13 protein-coding genes and 1 pseudogene are annotated in these 12,505 nt (G+C 67.0%); 9 read left to right on the top strand and 5 right to left on the bottom strand.

Annotated elements, in window-relative coordinates; genetic code table 11:
• Window positions 1-135: 135 nt before the first annotated feature.
• Together RM812_RS25665 and RM812_RS25660 are read left to right on the top strand one after the other, a co-directional pair.
• Window positions 136-534 (top strand): annotated as a pseudogene (locus RM812_RS25665) (PE-PGRS family protein); the annotation flags it as partial.
• A 33-nt stretch (window positions 535-567) separates the two neighbouring features.
• Entirely contained in the window at window positions 568-1,158 is a 591-nt protein-coding gene (locus RM812_RS25660) for a hypothetical protein (protein ID WP_311576419.1), read from the top strand.
• A gap of 68 nt (window positions 1,159-1,226) precedes the next feature.
• Here RM812_RS25660 and RM812_RS25655 read toward each other — a convergent pair whose 3' ends face one another.
• The 3 genes from RM812_RS25655 to RM812_RS25645 form a co-directional block, all read right to left on the bottom strand.
• Window positions 1,227-1,751: a hypothetical protein gene (locus tag RM812_RS25655; protein WP_311576415.1), complete on the bottom strand. Its 525-nt coding sequence runs from the start codon at window positions 1,749-1,751 to the stop codon at window positions 1,227-1,229.
• Between the two features lie 98 nt (window positions 1,752-1,849).
• Window positions 1,850-3,085, bottom strand: coding sequence for a mucin-2 (locus tag RM812_RS25650; RefSeq protein WP_311576412.1), 1,236 nt, complete (start codon window positions 3,083-3,085; stop codon window positions 1,850-1,852).
• Between the two features lie 68 nt (window positions 3,086-3,153).
• A complete protein-coding gene (locus tag RM812_RS25645) occupies window positions 3,154-3,960 on the bottom strand; it encodes a hypothetical protein (protein ID WP_311576410.1) in 807 nt (268 codons plus the stop codon).
• A gap of 1,381 nt (window positions 3,961-5,341) precedes the next feature.
• On the opposite strand from RM812_RS25645, the gene RM812_RS25640 reads away from it, so the two are divergent.
• The 7 genes from RM812_RS25640 to RM812_RS25610 all read left to right on the top strand — a co-directional run bounded on the left by RM812_RS25640 (window position 5,342) and on the right by RM812_RS25610 (window position 10,984).
• Complete coding sequence (locus RM812_RS25640) at window positions 5,342-5,614, top strand: hypothetical protein (protein WP_311576407.1); 273 nt, start codon at window positions 5,342-5,344, stop codon at window positions 5,612-5,614.
• A gap of 166 nt (window positions 5,615-5,780) precedes the next feature.
• A complete protein-coding gene (locus RM812_RS25635; protein ID WP_311576403.1) occupies window positions 5,781-6,131 on the top strand; it encodes a hypothetical protein in 351 nt (116 codons plus the stop codon).
• Window positions 6,131-7,627 carry a C2 family cysteine protease gene (locus RM812_RS25630; protein WP_311576400.1) on the top strand — a complete coding sequence of 499 codons (1,497 nt, stop codon included), beginning with the start codon at window positions 6,131-6,133 and terminating at the stop codon, window positions 7,625-7,627. The genes RM812_RS25635 and RM812_RS25630 overlap by 1 nt, the downstream gene beginning before the upstream one ends.
• Before the next feature lie 22 nt (window positions 7,628-7,649).
• The gene (locus tag RM812_RS25625; RefSeq protein WP_311576397.1) at window positions 7,650-7,976 is read left to right on the top strand and encodes a hypothetical protein; all 327 of its coding nucleotides are present in this window, start codon (window positions 7,650-7,652) and stop codon (window positions 7,974-7,976) included.
• A gap of 7 nt (window positions 7,977-7,983) precedes the next feature.
• Window positions 7,984-8,730 (top strand): hypothetical protein, encoded by a 747-nt coding sequence (locus RM812_RS25620; RefSeq protein ID WP_311576392.1) that lies wholly within the window; start codon window positions 7,984-7,986, stop codon window positions 8,728-8,730.
• Between the two features lie 104 nt (window positions 8,731-8,834).
• Complete coding sequence (locus tag RM812_RS25615; RefSeq protein WP_311576388.1) at window positions 8,835-9,515, top strand: hypothetical protein; 681 nt, start codon at window positions 8,835-8,837, stop codon at window positions 9,513-9,515.
• Between the two features lie 29 nt (window positions 9,516-9,544).
• Window positions 9,545-10,984 carry a PE-PGRS family protein gene (locus RM812_RS25610; RefSeq protein WP_311576385.1) on the top strand — a complete coding sequence of 480 codons (1,440 nt, stop codon included), beginning with the start codon at window positions 9,545-9,547 and terminating at the stop codon, window positions 10,982-10,984.
• A 35-nt stretch (window positions 10,985-11,019) separates the two neighbouring features.
• On the opposite strand, the gene RM812_RS25605 is transcribed toward RM812_RS25610, so the two are convergent.
• Complete coding sequence (locus tag RM812_RS25605) at window positions 11,020-11,493, bottom strand: hypothetical protein (protein WP_311576382.1); 474 nt, start codon at window positions 11,491-11,493, stop codon at window positions 11,020-11,022.
• A 137-nt stretch (window positions 11,494-11,630) separates the two neighbouring features.
• Entirely contained in the window at window positions 11,631-12,476 is an 846-nt protein-coding gene (locus RM812_RS25600; protein ID WP_311576379.1) for a hypothetical protein, read from the bottom strand.
• Window positions 12,477-12,505 lie beyond the last annotated feature (29 nt).

Below are 12,505 nucleotides of genomic sequence, written 5' to 3'. Positions count from 1 at the left end.
GCACGTAGAAAGTGCCCTCCGCCTGGACCGACAGAACCCCTCAGCAAGGTTCATCGTCCCAGGTCAGGAAGGCACTTTCGCGTTTCCGCCCCAAAGTCAGGCGTACCCAAGTGAAACGGCGAGGTTAAGGGTCTCAGTGCCGCAGGGAAAACAGCAGGTTTCCTCCGCGTTGCCGGTATCGGCGCAAGTGCTTTCGCGACCGGCCTCAGTGCCGCCAATATCTATGCACAGGGAAACCCTGCGGAAGCCTTCAAGAAGAAGGGAGCCGGTTACGTCGCCGATGTCGCAGAGGTCGGGTTCAATGCATCCTTGACCGCAGCGATGGTCGCTCCGACCCCCGTAACCATTGGCCTGACAGTAGGTACAGGGCTCGTCTACGGTGGCGCAAAGTTTGTTGAACACTGGCCCGAAATAAAAGAAGGCGCGGGCAAGGCGGTCGACTGGACCGGTGACAAGCTGTCCAAGGCAGGAGATGGCCTTACAGACGGCGCAAAGAGCGTCGCCAAGGCGGCCAACCCCATGAACTGGTTCTGAGGTAGGACGACAAAATTCCGACAAGAGAGCATCATGACAGAATTCAGGTTTGAACTCAGCCCATTTAATTACAAGAAAGTTCACGGCCGTAAGGGGGTTGTCGGTGACTTCGGCGAAGTAACCCTTGAGGTCGAGCGAAGGAAGGGTTTCAGTAGAGAATCAGGAATCCACTCCGAGGTGCGCTTGCGTGGCGAAAATCTACCGGACACCGTGTACCGAACGGTTGGCCCCGGCCAACCGACCTTGAAAAATGCCCGCCTGCTGATCAATGGACACCGTTGTGAAATGAGGTTCAACAGCAAGGGTTTCCGCAACGCGTCACGCGCTCTGAAGCTAACCTATCGGGAACGATCTTACGAGTACTCCGTTACTCGCTTCGAAAAAGGTGCGACTCTCAGCCGTCCTGGTTCACTCGTCACCCTCACCCACGGAAAGAGCAGTGCCGCGAAAGGCATGAGTACCTTCGGTACCGCGACCGGCGAAGTTGATTCGATTGACCTGGCACTTGCCATTGTCTTCGAAGGTGTCGACACTTTGGAGCTGACCGCAACCGGTGCGGTATCGGAAACTTTGAACAGGTTGCTCAACAGCCCTCGCCGCAATGAGCCCATCGGCGACTACTAGCACCCACGCGGGTACTCTCGAGGCGGCAGGGCGGCACGGAACTCCGTTCCCGGCGTTCGACCGGCCGTCTATCCCCCCAGGCGATCCGCCAGTCGCCCCGGCCCCGAGATCAACGCCCCCCTGAGCGACAGGTTGCGCGTGTAAACACCTTCGAATAGGACGGCGAGGCTGACGTCCACGGAGTCCACGGCTCCCTGTGGCGTGCCGGAGAGGACTTCGGGTCGGGCCCAGCTGGAGCGGACCATGTCGACCCGCGCGTCGGCACGTTCCAGCACGTGATGCCGCCGGTTGCCCGTCTCGGCATACCGGTACTCCCGGCCCACGGCCCAGATCCGAAGTGCCCGTCCCTGCCGGCTCGTCCGCAGCGCGCTGCGCTCGAAGGCCGCCTGCTGGCCAGCGACGTTCAACCGCCCCGAGGCCAGCCGGGGCCGCCCGCCGTACGGCATCCCGGTGAAGTAGGAGGTCGGGACGCTGTCCCCGACCACCATCGCTCCGCAGGTCCGCGTCTGGTCTGCGACCGGCACGACCTCCAGGGCGGGGACCACCAACTCTACGAGGCCCAGCCCGCCCAGCTCACCACGCCAAAAGGCCACATGGTGCTGGGTCCGTGACGTCACCGAGTTGGTGAAGCGCCGGAGTTCAAAAGGCCCTTGAGACATAGTCCACCTTCAATCTCGCGCCGTCTGCCGCGTCAGTCGAACGGGTTGAGGGCACTGCCCAGCTTCTTGGCGCCGTCGGCCAACTTGCCGGCTCCCTCGGCGACCTTCTTCCCTGCCCAGGCTCCGGCGTCCGCGACCTTGCCGGGGAACTGCTTGACCTTGTCCCAGTTGTCCACGATGGACGAGACACCGTAGACCACGCCGGTGACCGCCGCCGCACCGATCGTGATCGGGTTGGGAGCGATCATGGCCGCGGTGAGCGACGCATTGAATGCCACGCCGGACACCTTCGACACGTAACCGGCCTTGTCCCTCTTGAAGGCCTCGACGGGGTTGCCTTCCTGAATGACGTCGAACGCACCGATACCGGTGGCCAGGACGCTTCCCCCGATGCCGGTGGCCCGCCACCAGCCGGCCGTACGAAGCGCGGTACCGGCTCCGGAGGTGAAGGCAGACAGTTTGCTCGCGCCGGCCGCACGGTTCAGGGCGCTGGCATTCTTGCCGACCTTGAGCAGATTCGCTTCCCAGGCCCAACGATTACCGGCCAGGATGGCATAGCTGTCCTTGCCCGTGAGTACGTTGAGCACTGCGGAAGGCGTGCGAGCGCCGATGCTCGCTCCCAGCCGGGCGATCCTTGCAGGGATGTACGAAGGAGCCTTGCCCTTGAGGATCTGAGCAAGAGTCGTCCCGGGCGCCTTGAGGAATTCACCCTTCCGGAACCTCTTGATCAGCCCCATGGTTCCGGCGGCTGCCATCTTGAACGCACCCGGCACGGTCGACGCCATGGCGGTGATGTCGATGTAGTCGCCCACCACTTCGCCCAGGTTCTTGTTGCCCGAGACTTTCGCCACCGCGTCGGACTGTACGCGTTCTATCCAGTCCTGGTAGGTCTCGCCCGGCTGCCGCTTCAGCCACTCGCTGTCGAACTTGTCACCGTTCGCGACCGACGCGTTGGCGATGAGCATGATGTCCGGGGGGAGTTGCTTGCCTTTCAGGTCCTCCGGCTTGAAGCCTGCATAAAGAGCGGCCGCCAGGGGGTCACCGTTCTCCGCGCGGAGGATGGCGCCACGCCGCCTCAGATCCGTGGACGTCTCCCGGGTCCACGACTGCATGGGCTTGAGGGGACTTAGTTTGTCCCGCACCCCCAGATTGGACGCCCGGGTGAACGCCTCATCCAGTTTGTCCTGCAGATTCCCTCTACCGTCCAGAAGCTTCGCCAGGTGCTCGAGGTCTTCCGGATTTCCCATGCGCTTGGAACTGTCGCCCATTTCATCCCCCGTCGGAGTCAGCTGATACTGCGTGCGTGCGATGACCGGTTGCCTGAGCCGCCAGGCCCTCAGGCCGCCGAGGAGGCGAGCTGGGCACCGTCCGGAAGCAGGTCGGTGACGCGCTGCCACAGCTCCTTGGCCGACACGCGCCGCACACGCAGCTCGCTCGCCGCGTCGACCTGTCCGTCGGCCACCGGCTCGGCCGGCAGTTCGCGCACCCAGTAGCCCTCGACGCCGCAGTCCCAGACGGCCAGCGCCGACACGGCGAGTCCGGAGTCCGTTCGGGCCGGGCCGTCGCCCTGCCAGACCACCGTCATCCGCCACATGCAGTTCAGTTCGGCGAGGACTTCCGCGAGCCGCACGGGAGCACCGGTCGCCTCTGCCACGGCCTCCGGTTCCTGGGACTCCCCGCCTTCCATACGTTCGATCACCTGGTCGAGCAACCCCATGGTCGCCTCGATCACCTCGCCGGTGTCGGCCTCGTCAGTGAGGTCACGGTGCAGGTCCACCATCCTGACCAGGGACCAGACCAGGGTCTCGGGCTCGGCAGGCACGTACTGCGACTCCGCCTCACCGGGCCATGCCTCATGGACGAAGATGAACTCGTTGCCCATGACGGCGCCGTTGTTGGTGACACCCTGGGGGCCGGTCACCTCGACACGTGCGATGACGCGGGGCTCCATCAGCGTGGAGACGAGCGGGTACAGATCAGCGACGATCTTGTCTTCGGCGTCGAGAAGTCCAGCTTCACGCAGTTCGTCTTGCGCCCGGGACAACTCGGCCGGAGTTTCGCCCTCCTCCACCAGGATCCCCAGCACACTGATGTGAGCATCGGACAGGCGAACTCTGCGCCTTGCCGCATCTACCGAAGGCATTCTGCACTCCTCATGTTGTGGACTTTTCGCGTCTAGATGTCGTTGAGCCGATTCCCGAAGCGCCCTGGCGACGAGACGAGCGCACCGGAAGCCGATAGGTTCCTCGTGTTTACCCCCTCCATGACGAGGGCGATTCCGATGTCGAGGGAATCTGCGGCGCCCGAGCAGGTTACGGACAGCGTCTGCGGCCTGTTCCAACTGGAACGCCTCATGACTACGCCTGCACCTGGGCGTGTCAGTCCATGGACGCGTTTGCCGCCGAGCTGGACGTAGGAGTAGGCACGTCCCTTCACCTGGATACGCAGAGCTCGTCCTTGCCGCCCGGGCCAGTAGACGTTCCGGGAGAGGTCCGCCGGGTCCCAGTCGACCCGCAGTTCTCCTCTGGCCAAGAGGGGGCGGTCAAGGTTTCCCAACCCGAGATGGGTGACGAGCGGAAAGCTGTCACCAGTCACCGCGACTTCGCAGTACTCCGCGGGGTAGTCGCTGTGCTCCGTGGGAAAGGTCAGCTCGATACGCCCGCGGCCGCCCACCTGGCCTTCCCACGGGAAAAGCCTGCCCCGGCGCCCTCGGGCGGATACCGTGCGCCGGAGATCGAAGGAAGTTCCGCTCATTCGCTCGCCCCCTTCCTGTCCTCAGTCAGTCGGACTGCACCGTCTCCCCGACCCCGACCAGTCACCTCACATGCCACGAAATCCGACATGGGCGGAAGGGCACGCCACTGGCACCTGGTCTCCGCGCCGCGTGTCGGGCGCTGCGCCGTAGGACAGTAAAGCAAAGGCAATCGAGGGGCCGTGAGTCACCCGAGGGGCCGACGTGGCAGCCTTGTGACGAGCGGTCACGGAGCTCGGTGCGTGAGGGAGCAGCCGTATGCAGGACCGTGCCGAATTCCAAACGCATTTACCACAGAACCCACATTCGGGTGGTCGGCTGACCGTGGGGCGGGAGACGGTTGTGGTGGAGCCGTTGGCGGTCAAGTCACATCGCGAGGCCACCTGCTCAGCCAACGGACGCGGAGTTCTCCGCGGCGTTGGCCTCACGTCCCACATCCGCGCCGAGCGGCGCGAGGGGAAGGAAGAATGCAGCGACACACTTGCACCCTCGATCACTGGGAGGATCGCACGGGTCATCGGCTGACCTGGAGGTTCGGCTACCGGGGTGCGGCGGGGGAGTTCGGGCGGATCGAGGTGGTCCCCCCGGCGAAACGGCGCGGCGACATACACGTCACCGAGGCCAGTGGTGACACCGTCCCCGTCGCCTCCTTCAGCTGCTGGCCTACGGGCGAAAGCCCTCGTTGCACTCGGGACAACTCAGCGTCAGTGGGACTGGAATCCGACTCAGACGCAACCGCTGGGCACAGACCGGGGCCGGACGGGCCCTGCGGATGCAGGTCGCCGAGCGGGAGTACCGCTACCTCGCGACCAGTGCCCGCCACCGCGGCCGTGCCCTGATCCGGAACGGCGTGGAGATCCGTACGTGTCGGCGCGGCAGGGGCGCAGGGAGGAAGGCCACTTTCACTGTCCTGGGCCCGGCGGACGCCACCGACCTCGCCCTCGCCGCCGTGCTGTGCGGTGACAACACCCGCAGCCTCACCCGGGGCAACGCCGCTCGCGCCTTCTTCAACAGGTCGTTCGAATGGCTGGAGGTCTTCCAGTGACCCGACGCCGGGATGACACGTGTAGTGGTCGTGTGTCACCCGTGGAGACGAATCGCCTCCCCCGAGGCCCTGATCCCCGGCCCCCGTATGCTGCACCAGCGGTGTCATGGCTCCGTCCAGTGAGCCCGGCGCCGTACGGACACAGCGAACGGGGGAGGATGCGGACGTGGGGCCCAGCGAGGACGCCGCCGAGTTGAAGAAGCGCGCCGAGCAGTTGCGTGAGTGTGCCCGGGAGGCGCGCACGCTCGCCCGGCGGCTCGGGCCGTACCTCGACGACGCCGTGAAGAAGGCCACGCCGCGCGCCACCGGCTTCCGTACCGGTGACGACAAGGGCGCGATATGGCAGGGCCCCTTCGCCGACGAGTGCACCGCCAAGCTCCAGCAGCGCCGGCACACGCTGAACGGCATGGGTACGGCTCTGCTGGCGGACGCGACGCGCTGGGAGAGCCAGGCGGACGAACTGGACCGGCAGGCCAAGGAGAAGGACAAGGCCAAGACCGGGACGGGCGGCAACTGATGGCGTTCCGGGGGTTCGACGCGGTCAGGCTGAGGGCGCTGGCCGGGGACTTGGACCGTCTCGCCGGGGACTCGGGGCAACTGCACAGCCAGCTCGCCACCCTCCTCACCACCGCCCAGCAGAACCTGCCGCCCGGCCAGAGCGCGTCCCGTGATCCCGACCTCCAGGGGCTCGTCGGTGACCTGATCCCCATGCCGTCGTTCTTCGGCGGCCGCCGGCGCCTGCCCGGTTCCCTGCAGGGCGAGCTCGGCGACATGCAGGCGTCGATGAAGCGCCGCGTCAAGCAGATGGAGGGCCTCCAGGAACTGGAAAAGCGCGGCTACCCGGTCAGCGACGGCAGTGTCTTCCTGGACGAGAAGCCGCCCGACGCGAAGAAGATCGACGCCGCCCTGCGCAATCTCCGGGCCCTGGACGGCAAGGACTTCGGCGCCAACGGCAATCGGGACGACCTGGAGAAGATCTCCGGCGAGCTGGACGGGCTGACCGCGGCCGAGCTGGACGCGCTCATGACGAAGGCATCGCCCAAGGACCTGGCCTTCTACAACGGGCTGATCACCGACACCGACGACTCCAACTGGTCCCCGTTCGACCACAACGGCCTGCCCGAGGCCGCGCGCCGGGACACCTTGAGCCTGATGCTGTCCAAGATCAGCCCGGAGAACGTCGGCAAGTTCCAGGCGGCCTTCCCCGGCATGCAGCCGACGTTCACCAACACCGGCGCCTACGAAAGCGGCGGCAACGACCAGAACGGCCAGACCAACAACGGCATCCACTGGGCGCCCCCCTCCGACCCGCTGTTCCAGAACGGGGTATCCGCCGACGACGTCAGCCAGAACCAGTTCGGCGACTGCTGGTACGTGGCCTCGCTGGCCGGACTGGCCCAGAAGGACCCGAAGTTCATCCAGGACGGCATCAAGCAGAACCCCAACGGCACGGTCAGCGTCCGCGTCTGGGACAAAGAGGGCAATCACCACTGGGTGACCATGACCGCCGATCTGCCGACCGACCAGAACGGCAACCCGATCAGCACGTACGGCAACAAAGAGACCTGGCCGGCGTACTACGAGAAGGCCTTCGCGATGGTCTACTCGCAGGACGGCGACGGCGAGCGCGGGTACGGCGGCATCGAGGGCGACGACCCCAAGAAGTCCGCCCCCTATCTGACCGGCCAGGAGGGCGAAGACCTGGAGACGGGCGGCTTCCTCGGCATCGGCAAGCACGACGACAAGGACATCGACTCGCTGAGGAGGGCGTACGAGTCCGGCAAGGTCGTCACCCTCTCCACACCGGACGACGAGAGCCTGGACAAGAACCACCCGTCGGAGTGGGGCAGCACGTACCACAGCAACCACGCCTACTACGTCCGCGGCTTCACCGACGACGGCAAGGTCATCCTCGGCAACCCCTGGGGTGTCCAGGGGTATCCGCCGATCACCGTCGACCAGGACCAGCTCGACACGTACTTCCAGGGACCCGAGGCCTTCGATGTCCCGTGACGACACCCCACAGGTGAGTGCAGTGCCCGATCAACCGCAGGTCAAGTACCCCTTCGAGTTCGACCGTCGGTGGGTGCTGCGCTACCACGTCCCGTACACCGTCCAGTACGAGGGCCGTCCGCACCGGATCGTCGCGACGGTCTTCGCGCAGCCGTCGGTGCACGGCCGCATCCAGGTCAGCTGTGCGGGCCTGCCACCCGTCGAGTACGACGGGCTGACCGCGGACGACACCGTGGAGATCACCGGCGACACGTGGCGGGTCGCGGAGGTCGACTACCGCACCCGTGTCGTCCTGGAGCGAGTGACCGACGTCGTCGAGGAGGAGACCAATGCCCAGGCCGGTAGGTAGATACGGCATGACGGGAGCGGCCGCCGCCCTGGCCCTGCTGGCGCTGACCGGATGCGGTTCGTCGTCCGAGGGTGGCGACGGCGGAGCGACTCCCGCGGCGCGGGACAAGGGCCCCGCCTGCATGGGGAGCGCCCCGGCCGACGGTGCGGCCCACGTCCTGCGCGGCGGCGGCTTCAAGCTGCCCGGCGGCGGTGGCGTGCAGTACGCCGGGGCCGACGCGGACGGCACGACACGTACGGCGACCCTGCGCGACGGTGCGAAGTACGCGTCGGGCCAGCAGGAGTGGAAGGTCGAGCCCGGAGCGGAGGTCACCGTTTCCGGCCACGGCTACACCGTGCGGCAGATCTGCACCTACCGCGTGGTCCTGGAGCCGAAGTCGGCCGAAGACCAGGCCGCTCTGGCCGCCGCACCGAAGTCCCTCGAACCCCAGCAGGGCGCCGCCGACGACGGCCTGTGCTTCACCACCAACCGCACCGTCCTGGCCGCCGCCGCCAAGGGATTCCCGGCCAAGGGCGCCGCCCTCTCGCTGCTCGACAACGGCGGAGTACAGCGCTTCCCCACGGGTCTGTCCCTCACGGTCTCCTACATCGATCCCGACAGCGGAACCGCCGGCATCGACGCGAACTGTGCCGCGATCCCCGTCGCCGGCTACAAGGACGTGCGGGTCGGGGAGACCGTGGAGCTCGCGGGGGTGCTGTTCGAAGTGTCGCACCTCACTGACCAGGCAGTACAGCTCACCCGCACAAGTGCCTAGCTGGGGATCCCGAGCCCGTACCTGCCTCGACGGTACCCGGATAGAGTCGTCCCGCGGGTGTACGGACGCCATCGGGCCCCGCACCGCAACATGGAGACTGACTGATGTTCGGCAGAAGCAGGCACGAGGACGAGCACCCCGTCCCCATTGTTCCCTGGACCGACGCCTGGGAGTTCGCCGTCAGCGACGAGGAGAGACCCGCCACCGAGCACCGCAAGCGGGCGGTGCCGGGCCTGCGCGCCGTCAGGGTTCCGCAGGGCGGTGGCCTCCAGCGCGTCAACGCGCCCTGTGCCTTCTTCCCCCCGGAGGCCACCTCGTCAGACAGCCCCCAGCGGCTGTACGAGGACCCGGCGGGACAGCGGCTGCTCTGCTCGGTAGACGCTCCGCGCAACGGTGACGGCACACGCCAGTACGGTGTGCGCGACGCGGAGGGGGAGCTGGTGGGACACATCCATCGCGTCGCTCCCCTCAAGCACGCACTGCGACCGACCTGGCGTCTCGACCAGCCGGGGCACCCAGAGATCGTGAGCAGCGCGGAGTGGGCGAAGAACGGTCCCGCGGAGATGGTCCAACGCGGTGCCGGGAAGCTCTTGCTCGGCGTCGTCCAGGCGATTTCCGACATGGGGGCGGAGGGCGGCGACCAGCCCGGGAAGACGCGCGTCGTCGAATGGAAATCGGGCGGCGAGCTCGTCATGACCTCGGAGAACAACGCCAGGTTCCTGATCCGCGCGGCCTGGCTGGACCGACGTCTCGCCTTCGCGTATGCCCTTCTGCGCAGCAACTGAGCCCGTATTCAGGGGGATGAAACATGGGCATGAGGAACGCCAATCCGGACGACCTGGACCAGCTCGCGAAGCTTCTTGACGGTCGTGGCGGCCTCCAGGACAAGGTGGACGAGGCTTTCTCGAGAGCTTCCAGACTGGGTGTCAGCAGCAAACTGACCGCGCTCAAGCCGTTGCGCAGCTGGGTCACGGACACCGCGCCGGATCTACGCAAGCGCGCCGTGTTCGCCCGGCTCGAAAGCGGCGATCCGCAAGCCGGTCTGCTCTGGGCCGGATTCAGCGCCAAGGAGATCGAAAAGCTCAAAGGTGAGGGCCTCGGACCCGACGTGCTCCTCTTGGCCAATTCGGTCGCGGCCAGTGACGATCCCCATGCGTACGACTTCAAACGCCAGCCCAACGAATCTCTCGCGGACTGGGTGGAGCGACTCGAGGCCCACGCCATCACCCGGATTCCGGGACTGCAACCGCACGAAGAGACGGTCGCCAGCATGATCGGCCTCTACGGCGACTGGGCCTCGGTCACCGCGGCGACGGCGGTCGTCACCATCCAGGGCACGTCGCTCACCAAGGTGCTGCTGGGCAACTCGCTGAAGGCGGGAGCGCTGCGCACCTGGAAGACCCGGCTCGGCGTCGTCCTGCGGGGGTCGAACAACGGGCTCATCCGGTCCGCCGGGAACGGGCTCATCAAGTGGACTCCCAAGATCCGCTCGCTGAGCGCTCCCGGCAGTTGGCTGCCCGGTCAGCTCGGTTCCCTCTTCAACCGGAGCACGGCGTACCAGAACCTCGCCCGTGTTCCGCTCACCAGCGGCCTGCGGGGCGACCTGCTCGGCCAGGGGTACAACTGGGTACGTTCGGCTCCCCTGATGAACACCCTCCGCGCCAACGGAGCGATCGATTTCCTTGTCGGCTCCGACAAGGTGGCCCAGATGTACGGAGGGTTCACCCACTCCGGGCAGGCCGTGGCCCGGGCCGGCAACGCCAGCCTCGTCAAGATCTTCACCAAGGCGGCGAACTCGCAAAGGTTCGCAAACTCCGTGGCCGAGGTCCTTCCGAACGCCGCCCGGGGCTCCGGTGCCCTGCGCACCGGTCTCGTCACCGCCGCCAAGGGCGCCGGCTTCCTGCGCGGGGCGGGCATCGTCGGCGGCGTCGTCTCGACCGGCTTCAGCACGGCCAACGTCATCTCCCAGGGAAACCCGGTCGACGCGTTCAAGAGAAACGGCGCCGGATACGTCGCCGACGTCGCGGAGGTCGGCTTCAACGCCTCCCTCACCGCCGCCATGGTCGCTCCGAACCCCGTCACGATCGGGCTCGCCGTGGGCACCGGGCTCGTCTACGGCGGCGCCAAGGTCGTCGAGCACTGGGACGACATCAAGAAGGGTGCGGGCAAGGCGACCGACTGGGTCGGCGACAAGGTCGGTGACCTGGGCAAGAGCGTCGCCAAGTCCAAGGCGAACCCCATGAACTGGTTCTGACCGCCCGGGCGGCCCGGCAGACCCCTCGGGCCGCCCTATCCGCGTCGAAGCCGTCGCAGCCGCCCGTAGAGTGCGCAGGCCTCCATGGCGAACAGCAGACCCGTGAGCGTCCACACCAGGTACGGCTCGACTCCCGTGACCTCGCTGCCCAGCCGTGGCGTCAGCCACCCCTCCGGGTCGTCCACGAGGATGACCTGCCGGCCCCGCTCGAAGTCGTCGTCACAGCCGCCGGTGTCTCCGACTTCCACGGTGCGCCCTCGGTCGGCGCCGGTCAGGACGAGCGTGCACACGGGCCGCTCACGACCGCTCTTGCCCCGGTAGGAGCTGACGTCCACGACCAGGGCGTCGTGTCGCACTCCGCGGTTATGCATGACGTAGTCGCCGAGGGCCGGTCCCACGAAGAGCAGGAACGCGAACCCGAACACTGCGACGCCCGTGCCCGGTCCGGCGCCGCACATGACCCATGCCGTGCCGAGCACCGCCAGGACGAGAACCGTAGCGAACAGCATCAGGAGGAAGCCCTCCCTCTGAGTCAGCCACCCGCAACCCACCAGCACCAGCGGTGTGCCGATCAGTACCCACGCAGTCCCCCAGCGCCTCGGTGACCGTGCGGGACGCGCTTCCACGGCGGGGGCGAGTGGTGTCGTCATTCGGCGGCGTCCTCGACCAGCAGGTCCTCCCGGTCCGGCAACAGGTCGGTGATCTTCCCCCAGACCTCGGCCGCATCGGAACGGACGACGACCAAACGACTGTCGGGTCCGACCTGTCCCGGCATGATGGGCTCTTCCGGCTGCTCCCGAACCCAGTGGCCCAGCGGGCCGCAGTCCCAGACGGCGAGGGCGCGAACCATGGCGGCGCGTTCGCCGTCGTGCTCGCCGTCCCAGGCCGTGGTGATGCGCCAGGTCGCGTTGAGTGAGACGACCAGGTCGAGGAAGTGGTCGAGTGCCTCCCCCTTGAGGCCGGGGTCGGCCCCGACGACGGCCTCGCGGACGCGCTCACGGGTGGCACCATCGTCCGCCCCTGGCTCCTCCAGAGCGACGAACGCGGCGTCCAGGGCGGCCATCGTCGTCTCGACGCGCACCTCGGCGGCGCCTTTCTCGGGCTTCTCGCCGCGGTGCAGGTTGACCTTGCGGGCGAGCTCCCAGACGAGGGTGTTGGGCTCGATGGAGACGTACTCCGACTCCTCTTCGCCCGGCCACCCGTCGTGGGAGATCACCGCGTCCTGCCCTACGACGACACCGTGGTTCACGGGGCCGTGCTCGCCGGTGACCTCCACCTGGATCACGACCAGGGGGTCGGCGAGCGCACCGAGCAAGTCACGCAGCAGCGGCGCCAGCTCACCCTCCGCGCCGACCAGACCGATGCGCTGGAGCTCGGCCAGCGACTCCCACAACTCCTCCGGTGGTGTCTTGCCGTCGAGGAGGTGGGCGAAGACAGCGATGTGGCGGTCGGCGAGCCGGAAGCGGGCTCGGGAGCTGTCGTACGAGGGCACTGGTCTGGGGTTCCTCCCGTGAAGGCGGC

It is taken from the genome of Streptomyces lancefieldiae, from assembly GCF_031845825.1.
In the GTDB taxonomy this organism is placed as follows: Bacteria; Actinomycetota; Actinomycetes; order Streptomycetales; family Streptomycetaceae; genus Streptomyces; species Streptomyces lancefieldiae.
Note: the sequence above shows the minus strand (reverse complement) of the source record. Positions and strands in the feature narration are given on the sequence as shown.